Below are 17208 nucleotides of genomic sequence, written 5' to 3'. Positions count from 1 at the left end.
TACAAGGGAAGAAAAAATGTGTCCGGAGGACGCGGTTTTTCTTCAGCATTCGATCGAAAGCGTGGTTTCGATCGAGAGGCTGCTCGAAAAACGATAGTTTTTCGACAGCCTCAGAGACGGTTATTTACCGTCTCTTTTTTGCGTTTTGTGCTCGCCAATCATCGTATAGAGCGCTTCCAGCGCATCCGAAAGCGTGCCGACCTCATCAATCAGTCCGAGTGCGGCGGCCTGATTGCCGGAGATCACGGTGCCGACATCGGCGGTCAGCTGACCGGTTTCGCGCATAAGCTGCTGCAGACGCTCGGCGGTGATATGTGAGTGCGAGGTGATGAAATCCACAATGCGCTCCTGAATTTTCGCCAGATACTCGAACGCCTGCGGCACAGCAATGATCGTGCCGTTCATCCGCACCGGATGAATGGTCATGGCGGCGGAAACGGCGATAAAGCTCTTTTTGGCGGCAACGGCCAGCGGTACGCCGATCGAATGCCCGCCGCCGAGCACGAGCGACACGGTCGGCTTTTTCATGCCCGCGATCAGCTCAGCGATGGCAAGTCCGGCTTCTACATCGCCGCCTACCGTGTTGAGCAGCACGAGCAGACCGTCGATTTCGTCGGCCTGCTCCACTGCCGCAATCTGCGGGATGAGGTGCTCGTACTTGGTGGTTTTGTTCTGTGCGGGCAGTTCCATGTGGCCCTCGATCTGGCCGACAATGGTGATGCAGTGTATCGTTCCGCGCGATGTTTTTGCCGTAATCGAGCCGGTTTCAGCGATGGCATTCTGTTCCGGTGCGGCAATGGACGGGGTTTCTTCGGACATAGATGATCCCTCCTGAAGTGGTGAATTTGCCCTGATCACAAGTTTTCCACAAGGTGCGGTGGATTATGCAGCGGTAGTTTTTCCACAGCCGATATTACAATGCGTAGTCGAAAAAACGAGATATACGGCGGCTTGCGAGGGTGTATACAAAAAGTTATCCACTTTATGCACAAGGTTATCCCCAGATACCCTGTGGAAAGTCCTGTGGATAAAGTGGATTACCAGTTTTTGTGACAGGTTTTTACAGCGGTATCCTGCGGAGCGGTCGCCGCTCTCTGATTTGCGCCAGACTATCTAACAAGGAAAAGGTCGGAGTTCAAAAAGGAAGGGCACTCATTTAATCCGCGCACGGCGCGGAAACAAGGTTTAGCAGCCTACGGGCAAACCGCAGGTGTCCCTTCCTTTTGTCCCCGCCGTGGACATGGCAATTCCCTGCTGAATTTCAGCGAAAAACACCATGCCTGGACAGGGTGAACCGCCTGCACGGTTCAAGTGCCCCAGTTGATCAGCGCAAAATAATGGACAGCTGCCGCTGTTCGACAAACACCACTTGCCGTTCTACTCCAAATTTGTTACAATAGAAATACATATATGTACAGCTCGGCTGTGCATATGCTGCAAAATGATAAAAATTATGGAGTTGATACCAATGAGCAATCCTATCGTTACGATTGAAATGGAAAATGGCGGCGTAATCCGCGCAGAGCTGTACCCGGAAGTTGCACCGAACACGGTTCGCAACTTTGTTTCTCTGGTGCAGAAGGGCTTTTATGACGGCACGATCTTCCATCGTGTCATCCCGGGCTTTATGATTCAGGGCGGTGACCCGGAAGGCACCGGCATGGGCGGCCCCGGTTATGAGATCCGCGGCGAGTTTACCGCAAACGGCTTCCAGAATGACCTGAACCACACCCGCGGTGTTCTGTCGATGGCGCGTACCGCTGCACCGGACTCCGCAGGCAGCCAGTTCTTTATTATGACCGAGGACGCACCGCATCTGGACGGTCAGTATGCTTCCTTCGGCATGGTTATCGACGGCATGGATATTGTTGATGCCATCGTCAACACCAAGCGCGACTGGCATGACCGTCCGCGCGAGGAGCAGAAGATGAAGTCCGTTACCGTGGATACGCAGGGCGTAGAGTACGAGGCTCCGGAGACCCTGTAACAGAGGGAGAGGATCGGTATTGTACTATACCAATAAGGAGACTTTTGTCCTGTCTGCGGACGGCTGCATGGATACCGAACGCGGCGGACTGGAATCCATTCTGGCCGGCAACGACGAGGGCGCAAAAGGCTGCTGTTTTTCGGTTGCCATGTCATCGGACGGTATTGCTGTGCTTTCGTCGGACGGCTGTGTTGCCGCGCCCGACGGCACGAGGCTGCCCGTCCGCGATTACAGCTACGCGGAGCTGCATCAGGCGGCGCCGCAGCTGACGCCGGTTAGTCAGGCGATCGAGCTGGCACGCACCTGTCAGGGCAAGATTGCCATCACCGTGCACGATCAGACCATGCTGCGGCAGCTGCGTATGACGCTGCGGTATGCGGATTGTCTGGATGACACGATCATCATCGGTCTGGGGCTGGTGGAAGCGGCTCGTGTAGCGTCTGCCAACCCGGATTTACATATCATGGGTGAGCTGCCCAATCTGCCGAGCGAGATTGACGCGCTGGTCAATGCCGCGCAGACAACCGGCCTGTTCGGTCTGCGGGCCGAGCCAAAGGATTTATCCGAGCGGCTGGTTTCGGCGTGCCGACAGGCGGGGCTGTTCACCATGAGCCGGTGCACGGACGATCCCAATACGCTTGCGGAACTCATCCGCAAAGGCGTAAACTTTATCGAAACACGCCGGCCGGACATCACGGCGGCGCTGCTGCCTGTCGGTGAGGCTGAACCGCACGGTATTCCGCTGAGATACTGATGAAATCCCGTAAAAGGACGCACATAGTGCGTCCTTTTCAGCTTGTCGAAAAAGTCAGATTTCTATTTTGTGCTTCGTACGACAGCACGCATAAAATAGAATTTGCGCAGCAAATTCATAAAAACCGGGGGCGTGTACCTCGGTTTTTATACAAGGGAAGAAAAAATGTGTCCGGAGGACGCGGTTTTTCTTCAGCATTCGATCGAAAGCGTGGTTTCGATCGAGAGGCTGCTCGAAAAACGATAGTTTTTCGACAGCCTCAAAGGACGCACATAGTGCGTCCTTTTAAAGTTAATTCGCGCGATAGCGCACATCAAATAGGATTTGCTGTGCAAATTCTAAAAATCCGGGGATATGTGCCACGCAGCGCGACCGAGAAGCCGCGCAAGGATAGCGTTCGGATTTTTGACTTATAGAGCGAGAAAATTTCGGCCGACAAGAGGAACGGTCTACGGTCCGTTCCTCTTGTCGGCAAAGCTGTAGTTTCGCGACAGCCTGAGGGCGGACCTTTGGTCCGTCCTTTTTCTATCCCTTTCTGCTTGAAATCCTGCAAAATTTGCGTAAATTTCAGTACCACACGCTGCTTGAATGTGCTATACTTAATATGTATAGGTGCCTGCACCTGTCAACCAATATTTGTATCATTTTAGGTAGGAGAGCTCCATGAGATCACTGCGAATTTTACCGGCGCTGCTGTTCCTTTTGCTGCTGGGCGGCTGTGTGTTTCCATCGGGCGATGAGCTGTTAGCCGCGCCCAAACCATCCAGCAATTACCAAAGTCTGCAGACTGAGCTGGAAAAGCAGCTTGCGCAGGGCGTATCCTACGCCTCGCCAAGCGAGGGTGAAAACCGTTCGTCTATTCAGCTTGCCGATCTGGACAACGACGGCGTAGAGGAGGCCATCACGTTTTTCCGCGGCGCCACCTCGGCGACGAGCAACAAATTTACGGTAGCTGTTTACCGCAAGCAGGGTGACAGCTACGTCTGCACCGGCACGATCGACGGCCGCGGAACGGCATTACGTTCGGTCGAATTTCCGGTACTTGAGCCGAGCGGCAAGCGCGGCATGGTTCTCACCTGGCGTCTGCCGGGCGACGGAACAGGTGCGCTTACCATGTGCGATTTTGACGAAAACTGCACGCCGGGTATCATTCTCGAAACCGAATATACCGCTATGGAGCTGACCGATCTGACCGACAACGGTGCAAAGGATCTGCTGCTGATCACGAGTGACACCTCCGGCAAGCGCGTGGCACGCCTGTACCAATATGACAGCGGCTCCATGCTGCCGGCCGGTGAGACGGCGACCAGTCAGGGGGCGGCTGCGGTTGAGCACATGCAGTCCGGCCGTGTGCAGGACAGCAAGACCGCTGTGTTTGCTGAGGAAAAGGTGGCGAATGGCGCCGGTCTGACGACGGATATTTTTGTCTACTCGAACGGCACGCTGCGCAATCTGGCACTGGACGGCGAGGATACCGCCAGCCACAGCACCTATCGTCCGGTGGCGGTCTACGCGAGCGACGTCAACGGCGACGGCATCACCGAGCTGCCGCGTGCAGTGCTGATGGCGGGCTATAAGGACACATCCTCGTCCGATGCGGTGTATATGCTCGACTGGTATGCCTACGGCATCGGCAAGGTTCCGACCAAGGTTGCAACCACTTATCAGAACATTTCGGACGCGTGGAGCCTGCTGATCGACCAGAAATGGCATGACCGCATTACCGCAATCAAGGTAAACGACGGCGGACTCAGCTATGTGGAGTTTTTTGAGTACCGCAAGAACAAAATGTCCATCCCGCTGTTTAACATTTACTGCGCGACCGGCTCCAATCGTGAATACTACGCCGAGCGCACCGATCTGATCCAGCTGGGACAGACCACGCAGGCCATCTACTTCGCCAAGCTGACAAACGAAGGCGAGCAGAGCGAGCTGGCGCTGACCGGAGACGAGATCAAAGCCCGATTCTCGCTGGTCAACCAGGCGTGGAACAATTAAGAATCATCAAACGCCGCAGAAACGCGGCAGTTACCAATAAGCGCTAAAAGTACAGGAGGATATTACAATGAAGCGCAAAATTCTGGTTCTGGAAGATGAAGAGAATATCCGCTCCTTTCTGGTTCTCAACCTGAAACGCAGCGGTTACGAGGTAATAGAGGCCGAAACCGGCGAAATAGCACTGGAAAAGTACCATGAAAATCAGGATATCGCGGTTGCGGTGCTGGATGTTATGCTGCCCGGCATCGACGGTTATGAGGTCTGCCGCGCCATGCGCGGCGCGGGCTATCAGGCGGGCGTTATCATGCTGACCGCCCGCACGCAGGAAGCGGACAAGGTAACCGGCCTGATGAACGGTGCGGACGATTATGTCACCAAGCCGTTTTCGGTTATCGAGCTGGCGGCTCGTGTGGACGCACTGTACCGCCGTGTGTCCGGCTCGCCGTTCTCCGAGGACGATGTAATCAAGTCCGGCCCGTTCAAGCTCAATCTGCGTGCCCGCGAGGTGCTCAAGAACGGTGTGAAGATCGAGTTGACGCAGATCGAATACGGTCTGCTCAAGGCGTTTATGCAGAACATCGGCAAGGCGCTTTCGCGCGATGAGCTGCTCGAAATGGTCTGGGGACACCATTATGTGGGCGAGCTCAAGATCGTGGATGTGAATATCCGCCGTCTGCGGATTAAGATTGAGGATTCGCCGGCGGACCCGACCCATATTGTAACGGTCCGCGGCTACGGTTATATGTGGGAGGGCTGATACAGCCTTCCGCGCGGACCTAAGCAGGGCAGCCAGTCGCTGGCTGGGGTGTTCGCCGCACCCGCGGCGAGGGGAACGGCGGCGGTTTCGCCGCGGAAACCAAAAGGGTAGACACCTGCGGTTTCTACCCTCTTGGGACTCCCGTTTCCCTTTGTTTCATGGTCTGGCGCAGACCAGAGACCGGCGACGGCCTCGAAATTAGGGAACGGCAGGTTTTTTTCTACCGTAGGGAAGCACGGTGTGCTCCCATGCCTTAACCGATGCGCAGTGTCAGACAGTGTACTGCTACACAGATCGGAGGGTCTGCGCAGGCGCGACACAAGGTGAATTGCCCGAAGGGCAAGAGAAGGTCCCCTGGGGGATAACAGTGTCGCGCAATTCGTTAGCACGTTATTATAGATAGCACCTGCGGATTTATCTGATATGCACCATTTATCTGCGTAGGTGCTGGACGGTATAACGTGCAAAAAAGTTTGAGCGGCACTGCTATGCCGCTCTCTGCGTGGAGTAAACCGCATGTGTAGCAGTCAGAAAACAGCTTGAGCGGTTGAGGTTTCGTAATGGGCAGTCAACGGCCGCACCTGCGGAAGATGAACAGTACGCCCGTTCCCCTATAGTCTCAGTTATGAATTATCGCCGTGCCCTCTAAGGGAAAGAGGAAGATTCATAAGAAGGAGGAAACCGCAGGTTGCTTCCTTCTTGTGCCCCGCCGGGTAGGCGAATTCCCGCGCGGCGTCAGCGCACATTCCGCCGCTTGGTAAGCGGCATCAGAAAGGTCATTTTCTATGACAAATCGCAAGCAAAAACGCAAACCGGAATCGTCTCCGAAGCCGGAGGCACCAAAGGTGCAGCACTCGCCGGGCGGCATCAAGGGCCGCTGGCTGGTGAACTCTTTGTCCTTCGTGCTCGTTATTCTGGCCGTTGTGGTTATTTTGATCTCTGTCGGCGTTTCAGGGTATTACTATGCCACCGTGCGCGACAACCTCGCGTCACGCGCGGCGACCACGTCGGACACATTCCGCAAATACTTCACCGATACCTACGATCAGTTTTACACGCAGGCGGAGGCAACCGTCACCACATTTCAGGATCAGGACAAGTTTGAACAGCAGTTTCTGGACGCAAACGGCCGCATTCTGCTGTCCACCTCCGGATTATCCGGTGGCGGCGTTGCTTCGACCGAGGATGCGTCGCAGGCGCTTTCCGGCCAGAAAACCGCGGTTTTCACCGGCAGAGACCCGCTTTCCGGCGAGCGCGTGATGAGTGTCACAGCGCCGCTGCTGAGTGCGCGCGGCGATCTGGTCGGCGGCGTGCGGTATATCACCTCGCTGCGTATCGTCGAACGGCAGATCTGGATGATCGTCGGCTTCTCTCTGCTGGCGTGCCTGCTGTTCCTCATGTTGGTTGTGGCGTCGAACAGCTATTTTATCCGGTCGATCGTCGATCCGGTGCTCAAGATCAACACCATCGCCAAGGAGATCGCGGCCGGACGTTACGGCGTGCGCCTGCAGAAGACCTATGATGACGAGATTGGTGAGCTGTGCGATACCATCAATTATATGTCGGACGAGATCAGCCGCGCCGAACGCATGAAAAACGATTTCATTTCTTCGGTTTCACACGAACTGCGTACACCGCTGACCGCTATCGGCGGCTGGAGTGAGACACTGCTGGCCTGCGGCGGCGAGGACCCGGAGGAGGTCATGCAGGGCCTGACGATCATCCAGAAGGAGGCGGGCCGTCTGACCCGCATGGTCGAGGAGCTGCTGGACTTTGCGCGCATCGAATCCGGTCGCATGAAGCTGGAGATCGAGACGTTTGATATGTCCATCGAGCTGTATGAAGCGGTCTATATGTATGAAAATCTGCTCAAAAAGAGCGGAATCCGCCTGCTGTACGACGAAGATGTGGATGCAAACTACTACATCAACGGCGATCGCCACCGAATGAAGCAGGTGTTTCTGAATATTCTGGACAACGCCGCGAAGTACGGCGGCGACGGCAAGCAGATTGATATTGACCTTAAACGTGACGGCGGCAACATCGTCGCGTCTGTGCGCGACTACGGTCAGGGTATTCCCGAAGCGGAGCTGCCATTCGTCAAGGAGAAATTCTACAAGGGGTCATCCAAGCAGCGCGGCAGCGGTATCGGCCTTGCCGTGACGGAGGAAATCGTTTCCATGCACGGCGGTACGCTGGATATCGCGTCCGAGGTCGGCAAGGGAACGACGGTTACCGTCACCATGCCGTCCGCCAAGTCCGAGGAGGCGCTCGGCATTACCGGTGCCATTCCGAAGGCATCTGAAACCCCGTTTACCGAAGGAGAGCATTCATGACAACGCAAAAGAAAACCACCATCGGCGGTCAGGCGATCATCGAGGGTATTGTAATGAAGGGACCCAAGAAGTCCTGCACGGTCGTGCGCAGGGCGAACGGCGAGCTTGTCAGCAAGACCGAACCGACGCCGAGCCGTGCCCCGATTTGGGAAAAGCCGATCTTCCGCGGCGCGTATACGCTGTTTACCGCCATGAAGGAGGGCATGCAGGCCATCAACTACTCCGCGTCCTTCTTTGAGGACGAGGAAGCCGATGTGCCGCCGTCCAGGTTTGAACTCTGGCTGGAAAAGAAATTCGGCTCGGAGGGTCTGAACAAGGTTATCCTGAGCATTTCGACTGTCATCGGCATTGCCCTGCCGATCGGCCTGTTCATCCTGCTGCCGAGCTTTCTCGGCGGTTTTGTACCGAAAACCTGGGGTGTGCTCGCGCGCAATGTGCTCGAGGGCTGCGTGCGCGTCATTCTGTTCCTGCTGTTCATGTGGTCAGTGTCGCATATGAAGGACATCCGCCGCACGTTCGAGTACCACGGCGCAGAGCACAAGACCATTTTCTGTTACGAAGCAGGCGAAGAACTGATCGTTGAAAATGTCCGAAAACAGGGAAAATATCACCCGAGATGCGGTACCAGCTTCATGTTTGTGCTGATTATCATTGCGACTATCGTTTCATCGATCGTCTTTTCCATCATCGATATTACCAATCCGTTCCTGCGTATGCTCGCGCATTTGATCCTGCTGCCGCTTGTTGTCGGCATAAGCTACGAGTTTAACCGCTACGCCGGCCGCTCGGAGAGCCTGCTCTCGCGTGCGCTGCGCTGGCCGGGACTGATGGTGCAGCACCTGACCGTATTTGAGCCGGACGATTCCATGATCGAGGTTGCGATCACCGCGATGAAGGCGGTCATTCCGGACGACGGCTCGGACGAGTGGTAAGCGCCATGCACTATTATTTTGCGCCGATGGAAGGCGTGACCGGTGCGGTCTATCGCCGGACGCACCACGAGTTTTTCTCAGGTGTGGACAAGTATTTCATGCCGTTTATCACACCGACCACGAATGAAAAGCTGACGCCGCGGCAAAAGCGCGATGTCCTGCCGGAGTACAACGAGGGCGTGCCTGCGGTTCCGCAGCTGCTCACCAAGTCTGCCGCGGACTGCATCTGGGCGGTGAATGCACTGCATGACCTCGGGTATCCCGAGGTCAATCTCAACCTTGGCTGTCCGTCCGGCACGGTGACGGCCAAGGGAAAGGGAGCCGGATTTCTCGCACATCCGGACGAGCTGGACCGGTTTTTTGACGAAGTTTTCGCAAAATGCAAGGGGATTTCGGTAAAAACCCGTCTCGGCGTGCATGAGGCAAGCGAGTTTGACAAGCTGCTCGAGATTTACAACCGCTATCCCATCACTGAGCTGACCATCCATCCGCGTGTGCGGCAGGATTTCTACAAGGGCAAGGTGCGCGAGAGCGATTTCGCGGCGGCGCTTCTGCGCTGCCGCATGCCCGTGTGCTACAACGGCGATCTCATCACCGAGCGGGATGTAAGCGCCGTCAGCGAACGCTATCCCGATTTGCCGGCGGTGATGATCGGCCGTGCGCTGATCGCCGATCCGTCTCTCGTGATGCGCCTGACCGGTGGCAAGGCCGCAGACGCAAAAATGCTCGAGACCTTCCACGATACATTGTTCGTGCGCTACTGCGAAGCCTTCGGCGACAGCCGGATTGCCATGCTCCGCATGAAGGAAATCTGGTTTTACCATCTGAATCTGTTTGAAAACAGCGAAAAACCGGGCAAAGCGATTAAAAAAGCCAAAAATGCCGCAGAATTTCAGGCAGCGGCCGCAGCCGTGTTCCGCGATTGCAGGGTGCGGGCGAACGCCGTGCCGCTGTGGTTCAAACACGCGTAAATTTTAGGAGTTGACCCTGTGTGACCAAGACTATCAACGATGTTTACATGCAGCTTTTCCGCCGCTTGAAAGAGGGCGGCGACCCGATGCCGCAGCTGACCGCGCGGGAGATTACCGCCTACGCCTGCAAAGCAGACAAAAAGCAGACTGCCGGCTGGTCCCATTTCTACGTTGAGGATACGACCGTGGACTACGCCGGTCTGCTGTGCGACCGCTGTCTGGACGGCGAGCCGCTGGCGTACATTATCGGCGAATGGGATTTTTATGGCCTGACCTTCAAGGTGGACCGTTCGGTGCTCATTCCGCGCTCGGATACCGAGCGCCTGTGCGAGCTGGTCATTGAGCAGGCCAAAGAGCGGGTTTCACCGCGTATTCTCGATTTGTGCTGCGGCTCGGGCTGCATCGGCATTGCGGCGGCGCACACGGTCGAGGATGCCCGCGTGACCGCGATCGACCTGTCGGACGGTGCGCTGCACATTACCCGCGAGAACGCCCGTGATCTGGGCGTGAGCAGCCGTTTGCTGACCATGAAGGCTGATGTCATGCACGCGCCTCCGCGCGGACTTGGGCAGTTTGATATCATCGTTTCCAATCCGCCGTACGTCACCGAGGACGAAATGCAGATGCTCGACCGCAGTGTAGCCGATTTTGAGCCGCATGAGGCGCTTTACGGCGGCGAGGACGGTCTGGATTTCTATCACGCCATCTGCGACAGCTGGGGGGAGCTGTTAGTGCCGAACGGCAGGCTGCTGTTCGAGTGCGGCTGGCAGCAGGCCGACGACGTGGTCGGCATTATGCAGCGGCACGGCTATAAGGACGTCACTATCGCCGAGGATTACAGCGGTGTGCCGCGCATCGTGTACGGCACAAATGCTCGTCCGGATGTGGATTTGACGAGGGATGCGTAAATCGGAATTTGCGGGAGTGTCACCGTTATGGTTAGAGAATTGCGGAAAGAAGATATAAATAAAGTTGCAGATATATGGTTGGATACCAATATAAAGGCACATTCCTTCATCCCTGCGCAATATTGGAAAAATAATTTTGAATTAGTAAAAGAACTTTTATTACAGGCAACTGTTTATATCTATGAGGATGGTAATAAAATACAAGGATTTATCGGTCTGAATGACGAATATGTTGAAGGTATTTTTGTTTCTGATAAAATGCAATCACAGGGTATAGGCGGAATTTTGCTGAATTATGCAAAGGATGGAAGGAACAGGCTGTTTTTGAATGTATATCAAAAAAACACACGGGCAATACCTTTTTATCAAAGAGAGGGTTTTGTAATCCAGTATGGCGGTTTGGATGAAGCTACTGGCGAAAAAGATTATGTGATGGCATGGCAGAAAAATAGAAATTCCAGCTTGCAATGAGGAAAAATACAAATGGTTTTTCAAAAAGCAGCTGCGGCAGACTTAAATTTCATCATGATAAACAAAGCGACCGCGCTTCAAACGAAAACTTGAAGCGCGGTCGCTTGTCAATAAGGGATATGTAAAGCGGGGTAGTAGATTAACGATCAGGTGCGGGAGAACTTACTGAAGAATTCTGCCCAGATGCGGAACGACATTTCCGGCATGGTAGCATGCGGCATGTAGTCCACTTGTGTGAACTGCACGGGAGCCGTGCCCTCGCGGTCGAAGTAATGGTCCTTGAAACGGCCATTGACCGTGCAGGTGCGCTGTGCCCAGTCTGCAGGAATCATATCTGCTTTGTTGTTGCGTTTCAGCCACAGCTCGACGGTCAGACCGGTTTCGTTCTCGTGGGTGGGTTCACACGGAATGAGCCATTCCTCGTCCGTGCCCCAGAACATCCAGATCGGAAGCTGCACACCGTTTTCAGAGGCATACGGCAGGGAAGTCATTTTTTCATACGCACCGCCGAAGAATGCACCCGAGCAGGGCGCAACCGCCGCGAAACGCTCGGTCAGTCCCAGAGCCAACATCTCGGTCATCAGCGAGCCCCACGAGTGACCGGTAGCAAACACGCGGTGCGCGTCCACCGGATACTCGGCAATCATCTTGTCCAGCAGGAACGAGAAGAATTTCAGTTCATCCGGACGGTCATCCTCAAGGAACACGTTCCATGCGTTGAGCGGCGCCCAGTCCGGCATAAGACCCTGCTCAGGCATGTTAACCTTGGCATGCAGCGCGGACGGGAACACAACAATGAAGCCATGCTTGTCTGCGACATTGTACCAACCGCTGTTGCCGGCGTAGATTTCACCGGTGCAGGTGTAGCCGTGCATGGCCAGCACAAGCGGCACCTTTTTGTCCGGATTGCGCCGTACCGACTGCGGAATGTAAACATACCATTCGCGCATCCAGCCGTCAAATTCCTCGTAGTGGTATTCCATGCCGAGGTCGCGGACCGGATCCTTTGTCACGCGCAGCTCACCGCCGGGACTGCTCATCCAGCGGCGCTGACGATAGAGAAAGTCCTTCCAGATACGGCGCTGCAGGCGTTTTGCATACTGATCGGACGCACCGGAAATGCTGCTGTGGCAGACACGGTACGCTTCCTTCTCCTGATTGGGCGCGTAAGGTGTTTCCTTCACGCGGTAATACTCGTACTGATCGGGAGACAGCTGACGGCCTTCCTCGGCCTCACATGCATTGCGCCAGTAGGTGAGGATAGCATCGCCGGTACCGGTGGATACGGTCGGATCGTCGATAATCCACGCGGGCATCGGGATATCCTGCTTGCGAATGTTCTTGCGATGTTCCGGATCCTCAAAGCCGTCCAGATTGAGGGCATACGCCTGTCCGCAGTCGGTCAGATACTGCTCGGAAACTGCCGAGCCGCCGACCGAAGCCACGCCTGCGAAGAACGCAGGATCGTAAGCCGCCGCCATATTGGCGAGCACGCCGCCTTCCTTACAGCCGACCAGATAGAACTTGGATTCGTGGACACAGAACAGCTTGCGGTCTGCGGCAGCAAGTGCTGCTGCGTTGATATACGCAACGTCACCATCCGGTGTGCCGTAGGCTTCGTCCGTGTTCCACGAACCGTTTTCCGGCTCAAGGAAGAACACGATCAGACGTTCCTTGCACTCCTCGGTGTCGGCAATTTCGCACCAGCCGCTGTGCTCGAGCAGATCATCAGCCGTCTGGCCGTTTTCGCCCAACACAAGAATACCGGCGGTGGATTCGCGGATATCCTTCGGCACATAGGCCAGCATGCGGCGCTTTTTGCCCGCGTATTCTACCGGCAGCTCAAACGTGCCGGAGAACTTGGGAGCGTAAGGAGTTTTCGGGTCGCATTTGTCTAAAATCTTATGGGTATACATGTTGTTCACGCTTTCTGTTACGCCGTACGGCCGGTGAGGTCCTTCATAATGCCGTCGTATTCCTTATCCAGATGGTAGACCAGCATCAGGATGATAACCAGAGCCCATGCAATCATGTTGCCGTAAATATAAAGGTATTTGACCATGCTTACTGCGGAGGGAATCTCCACTGCCAGACCGGTAAAGCCGGAAGCCTCCATCAGCTGACCAACAAGCCAGCCTGCAACGCCGCCGCCGAACTTCTGACCGACGGTGAATGCAGAGAAGATAAGGGCCTGTACACGGATACCGGTCTTCCAGTGACCGTACTCGATAACGTCAGCCAGCATGGTGAAGATGCAGCCGTAGAACGGTGCTTCGCCGATACCGCGCATAACAGCGGCAGCCATGACCATAGTCATGTTCTGCGGCGCAAACAGGACAACGACCTGACCGAGTACACAGAGTACAGCGCCGAACAGAACCAGATTGCGCTTGCCGAACTTCTTGATGAACGGAGCAAGACAGATGATAGCAATGATCTTCGGAATATTCTCAAAACTCTGCATAACGCCCATGATTTCGACGTTATTCAGCATATACTGTGCGTAGTAAGTAGCAACGGTGCCGTTTACGTTCTGGTACAGAGCAACGGCCATCATCGTGAGTGTAAGAACAATGAAATACTTGTTCTTCAGGGTAGCCTTCAGGCGCTGTGCGAACGGCATAGCTTCGGCTTCCTTGGCTGCATCGGTGTGGAAACGTTCCTGACAGCCCTTGTAGCAGAACAGCAGCATGAAGAAAGCAACGATAGAGTAAATCGCGCAGACCGTGATCCATGCCTGCTGACCGCCGCCGAGCATGTTGATGAACGGCAGGGTGAGTGCGGTAACGATCAGGTTACCGATCGGGGACATGGCCATGCGGAACAGATTGAGTTTAGCAAGGTCATCGTCATTGCGAGTCATCATCGGTGCCAGATTGGAATACGGCAGGTTGAGTGCGGTATATACGCCGGTGGTGCACAGGTTATAGGTGATGAATACATAGATCGCCTGCACCATCGTGCTTGAATGCGGCGGCACGCAGAACATCAGCACGGAGGCAATACCGTAAGGTGCGGCCATCCAGAGTATCCACGCACGAGCCTTGCCCTTCGGGGAGTTTACCTTGTCTACAATCTGGGCGATCAGCAGGTCGCTGATACCGTCAAATATACGAGATGCTAACAGAATCGTTCCGACAAGTGCCGCAGACATGCCGATTACGTTCGTGTAGAAGTATACGATCAGACTGGAGGTGATTGCAAATACGACGTTGCAGGCGGTGTCGCCCATGCCGTATGCGATTTTTTCCATCAGACTGGTTTTGAATGAGGTGTCATTCATTGAAAGCTGTTTTTTCGTCATTTTCCTTACCACCTTTTCGTTCAGAATCGGCTGCGCAGCGTTTCTGTTTGGGATTTGACTATAGTATAGTACGAAAAGAACGAAGAAAATACGGGATATTCATTTTAGACATAGCAATATATTTTGTATTTACTCGGAGGAGAAACCGTGTTTTTGTCGCATAATATGAAATGACAGATAGAAAAAAGTCAAAAAACAGATATTTTAGAAAAGGTTTATGTAAAATTCATCTTTCTGATGCGGAAGAGCCGTACCTCAAGCGGCTGCAGTGTTGCATCGAGCCGCAGAACGTTATCCACCTGTTCGGTGGTCAGCGTGCGGTGCGCGGAAGCGTGCTCGGTCAGATATTGCAGGAAGGCTCGGTCAGGAGACGGCGGTGCGCCAGCGGCAAGCCACAGGTCGAACGACGAACCTGAGGTTCGGGTGATTTCCTGCTGCTCAATCCGGTACAGACCGCGGCCGAGCATGGGCAGCGTGATTTGAAACCGCACGACCTTGCCGGTCTCGAATACGGAATAGGCGTCCTCCGGATGCTCCAGTCGGCGGTAACGATAACGGTAAATATTGTCGTAATGGGTGTAATTATATAGTATCAGCTGCCATTCCCGTTCGCTTTGCGTGAGATACCAGCCGTCGCCGGAGGCAATGCAGGTATCGCCCAGCTGATTTAGCAGACGCAGTGCTTCCAGACCGCTCTTGGGCACGCCGTTGTAGGTGAACAGACCGTAGCCGCCGTGGTACATGGAATCGAAGTTCGCACGCTCGTCCATCAGATCGGAGATTGTCCAGTAGCCGAAGGCGGATACGGCATCCATATTTTCGCAGATATTTTTGGTCAGCCAGACGGATTTGTAGCAGGTATCGCTCGAAAGGTCGCGCTGCCATAGTGTGGAGTTCCATTCCTCGATGAAAATCTCCATGTCGGGCAGTTCAAATTCGCGGCAGATGCCGTTAAGGTCATAGAGAAAGGTTTTAACGAAATTTGTATCCTTGGATAATACGGACGGGATAGACTGCTGGCTGAGCGTATAGCTCATAAAATTTGCATCGGCGGACGAAGATTCATGCGGATAGCTTTGCACGGTCAGGAAATCCGGCAGACAGTTGTGAGCGTTGGCATACTGGAGAAAGACACGCATGCCGCGCGGGTCCCACATCACGCTGGACATGGCACCGGGTCCGCCGAATTGCAGCCGTGTATCGACAGCTTTGACCGCACGGTACACGCAGTCATACAGTTCGAGATATTCCTCCATGGTCATGCAGTCAAAGAACACATAGTTAATCTGAAAGGTAGAGAACTTCCACTGGGAAACCTCGTTCCAGCCGTACCGGTAGATTGCGTGCCGCAGAATAGCTTCAACCAGTGCGCCGAATGCCGTGCAGTCTGCGCATGCAGCGGTGATGGAGCCGGTCTCGAAGATGCTGGTCTGTGCTTTCGCCAGTTCCCGGGGAATAAAGCTGAATTCCAGGAACGGGCGCAGCCCCTGCTCGAGCAGGAAGTCCATTACCATATCGAAGTAGGTAAAACAGCACTTCACTTGACCGTTTTCCATACCCTGATAGATGTGAAGCTCCTGATCGAGCATGCCGTGGAACCGCAGATAGCGGAAGCCGATCTCCTGCTGGATTTTGATAATCTGCTGTTGAACAGTGGCGGTCAGCAGATGCTTGGCGTATCCGGCGTTGAGCAGGGTTTTCCACGTATGGCGAAGCCTGTGCGGCTGTACATTCTCGTCAACCGTGATGTATCGCGTTTCGTGCGGCAGCTCGCGCTGCGGATCAGGCGGAACGGCAAACTGCAGCAGATAGGCAACGCCGTCCTGCAGTAAGGTTTCTTCACCGGTCGGGTCAGCGGCGGCTTTCTGGGTGGCGTGCTGGCGGTATTGCCGCGGCGTCAGGCCGTGTTTCTGACGAAAATTTTCGATGAAAGCACTGGCGTTGTGAAATCCGCAGTCGTAGGCGATCTGGGTGATGGAGTGATCCGTGCTGCGCAGCTGCTTTTCGGCGTGTTCCAGACGCAGCCCCATGATATACTGGGAGTAGGTCATATCCAGATTCTGCTTGAGGAATCTGGACAGATAGCCTTCGGACAGAAATTCGCGTGCAGCAAGCTCGCGCAGGGAAATATCCTCATTCCAGCCGGAATGGATATGATCCATGATGCGCTTCATGCGGCGCATGGTCTCCTCGCGCTTGGTATTGCTTTTGGCCACATCGGAAATGAGAAAATGCGCTGTCAGCAGATCAACGAGCTTGAGTACATTGGTGACAATACCAGAGGCGTTCTGCTCCTGGTTCTGAAAGAAATCCTGAAAAATCGTTGCAAATAATACGCGGATGGTCTGGTACTCCTGCTTTTCATTCTGGCTGGAGGCGTAGCAGAAGCAAACATTCTGTCTGCTCCAGCCGGCAAGCTGCAGCAGATTTTCGGGGATCTGCATGGAAATCATTTCGGCATTTTCCGAGCAGTTCACCTGATATAATTCAAATGGGTTGACAACCAGCAGAGCGCCTGCGGGCATGGAGTACTCGGCGGACTGGTATCGGATCGAGCTGTTTCCATGCAGCCCGAAAAACAGCGTTAAGCCGCTGCTGAACTCTGACCGGCAGATCTGGTCATGAAATGCCTGAAAAATAATCTGTTCCCGTTTGGTGCGCATAGGCTGTTCCTGCTTTCTGTCGAAAATGTGGTGGTTTTATTGTAGCATACGGCTTCGGAAAAGTACAAGTGCGGCCTCGCGCGGAGCATAGAGACGGCACAAGTCTATTATAAAAAAGCTGCCCATG

13 protein-coding genes are annotated in these 17208 nt (G+C 54.6%); 9 read left to right on the top strand and 4 right to left on the bottom strand.

The window, feature by feature from the left end; genetic code table 11:
* Positions 1–120: 120 nt before the first annotated feature.
* Complete coding sequence (locus ACWVX6_RS05165; protein WP_118761841.1) at positions 121–819, bottom strand: ClpP family protease; 699 nt, start codon at positions 817–819, stop codon at positions 121–123.
* A 649-nt stretch (positions 820–1468) separates the two neighbouring features.
* Here ACWVX6_RS05165 and ACWVX6_RS05160 point away from each other — a divergent pair.
* The 9 genes from ACWVX6_RS05160 (at position 1469) to ACWVX6_RS05120 (ending at position 11114) form a co-directional block, all read left to right on the top strand.
* The gene (locus tag ACWVX6_RS05160) at positions 1469–1987 is read left to right on the top strand and encodes a peptidylprolyl isomerase (RefSeq protein ID WP_110435791.1); all 519 of its coding nucleotides are present in this window, start codon (positions 1469–1471) and stop codon (positions 1985–1987) included.
* Between the two features lie 19 nt (positions 1988–2006).
* Positions 2007–2741: a hypothetical protein gene (locus ACWVX6_RS05155; RefSeq protein ID WP_118761840.1), complete on the top strand. Its 735-nt coding sequence runs from the start codon at positions 2007–2009 to the stop codon at positions 2739–2741.
* 663 nt (positions 2742–3404) lie between these two features.
* Complete coding sequence (locus ACWVX6_RS05150; protein WP_455152538.1) at positions 3405–4739, top strand: hypothetical protein; 1335 nt, start codon at positions 3405–3407, stop codon at positions 4737–4739.
* A gap of 67 nt (positions 4740–4806) precedes the next feature.
* Positions 4807–5496: a response regulator transcription factor gene (locus ACWVX6_RS05145; protein WP_110435794.1), complete on the top strand. Its 690-nt coding sequence runs from the start codon at positions 4807–4809 to the stop codon at positions 5494–5496.
* Positions 5497–6281: 785 nt separating this feature from the next.
* Positions 6282–7832, top strand: coding sequence for an ATP-binding protein (locus ACWVX6_RS05140; protein ID WP_455152537.1), 1551 nt, complete (start codon positions 6282–6284; stop codon positions 7830–7832).
* Positions 7829–8764, top strand: coding sequence for a DUF1385 domain-containing protein (locus ACWVX6_RS05135; protein ID WP_455152536.1), 936 nt, complete (start codon positions 7829–7831; stop codon positions 8762–8764). The genes ACWVX6_RS05140 and ACWVX6_RS05135 overlap by 4 nt, the downstream gene beginning before the upstream one ends.
* 5 nt (positions 8765–8769) lie before the next feature.
* Positions 8770–9735 (top strand): tRNA-dihydrouridine synthase, encoded by a 966-nt coding sequence (locus ACWVX6_RS05130; protein WP_455152535.1) that lies wholly within the window; start codon positions 8770–8772, stop codon positions 9733–9735.
* 20 nt (positions 9736–9755) lie between these two features.
* The gene (prmC, locus tag ACWVX6_RS05125; protein WP_455152534.1) at positions 9756–10643 is read left to right on the top strand and encodes a peptide chain release factor N(5)-glutamine methyltransferase; all 888 of its coding nucleotides are present in this window, start codon (positions 9756–9758) and stop codon (positions 10641–10643) included.
* 27 nt (positions 10644–10670) lie between these two features.
* Positions 10671–11114: a GNAT family N-acetyltransferase gene (locus ACWVX6_RS05120; RefSeq protein WP_455152533.1), complete on the top strand. Its 444-nt coding sequence runs from the start codon at positions 10671–10673 to the stop codon at positions 11112–11114.
* A 146-nt stretch (positions 11115–11260) separates the two neighbouring features.
* Here the strand turns inward: ACWVX6_RS05120 and ACWVX6_RS05115 are convergent, their stop codons facing one another.
* The 3 genes from ACWVX6_RS05115 to ACWVX6_RS05105 form a co-directional block, all read right to left on the bottom strand.
* Positions 11261–13030 carry an alpha/beta hydrolase-fold protein gene (locus ACWVX6_RS05115; RefSeq protein WP_455152532.1) on the bottom strand — a complete coding sequence of 590 codons (1770 nt, stop codon included), beginning with the start codon at positions 13028–13030 and terminating at the stop codon, positions 11261–11263.
* A gap of 17 nt (positions 13031–13047) precedes the next feature.
* Positions 13048–14418, bottom strand: coding sequence for an MFS transporter (locus ACWVX6_RS05110; protein ID WP_455152531.1), 1371 nt, complete (start codon positions 14416–14418; stop codon positions 13048–13050).
* Between the two features lie 215 nt (positions 14419–14633).
* Positions 14634–17081 (bottom strand): GH39 family glycosyl hydrolase, encoded by a 2448-nt coding sequence (locus ACWVX6_RS05105; protein WP_455152530.1) that lies wholly within the window; start codon positions 17079–17081, stop codon positions 14634–14636.
* Positions 17082–17208: the final 127 nt, after the last annotated feature.

This window comes from Butyricicoccus sp. (genome assembly GCF_977037065.1).
Note: the sequence above shows the minus strand (reverse complement) of the source record. Positions and strands in the feature narration are given on the sequence as shown.

What these genes read in the sequence shown, in the direction of transcription:
- ACWVX6_RS05150 (WP_455152538.1), top strand. Translation starts at nt 3,405, where the DNA reads ATGAGATCACTGCGAATTTTACCGGCGCTGCTGTTCCTTTTGCTGCTG.
- ACWVX6_RS05110 (WP_455152531.1), bottom strand. Translation starts at nt 14,418, where the DNA reads ATGACGAAAAAACAGCTTTCAATGAATGACACCTCATTCAAAACCAGT.
- ACWVX6_RS05140 (WP_455152537.1), top strand. Translation starts at nt 6,282, where the DNA reads ATGACAAATCGCAAGCAAAAACGCAAACCGGAATCGTCTCCGAAGCCG.
- ACWVX6_RS05160 (WP_110435791.1), top strand. Translation starts at nt 1,469, where the DNA reads ATGAGCAATCCTATCGTTACGATTGAAATGGAAAATGGCGGCGTAATC.
- ACWVX6_RS05105 (WP_455152530.1), bottom strand. Translation starts at nt 17,081, where the DNA reads ATGCGCACCAAACGGGAACAGATTATTTTTCAGGCATTTCATGACCAG.
- ACWVX6_RS05135 (WP_455152536.1), top strand. Translation starts at nt 7,829, where the DNA reads ATGACAACGCAAAAGAAAACCACCATCGGCGGTCAGGCGATCATCGAG.
- ACWVX6_RS05145 (WP_110435794.1), top strand. Translation starts at nt 4,807, where the DNA reads ATGAAGCGCAAAATTCTGGTTCTGGAAGATGAAGAGAATATCCGCTCC.
- ACWVX6_RS05130 (WP_455152535.1), top strand. Translation starts at nt 8,770, where the DNA reads ATGCACTATTATTTTGCGCCGATGGAAGGCGTGACCGGTGCGGTCTAT.
- ACWVX6_RS05115 (WP_455152532.1), bottom strand. Translation starts at nt 13,030, where the DNA reads ATGTATACCCATAAGATTTTAGACAAATGCGACCCGAAAACTCCTTAC.
- ACWVX6_RS05120 (WP_455152533.1), top strand. Translation starts at nt 10,671, where the DNA reads ATGGTTAGAGAATTGCGGAAAGAAGATATAAATAAAGTTGCAGATATA.
- ACWVX6_RS05165 (WP_118761841.1), bottom strand. Translation starts at nt 819, where the DNA reads ATGTCCGAAGAAACCCCGTCCATTGCCGCACCGGAACAGAATGCCATC.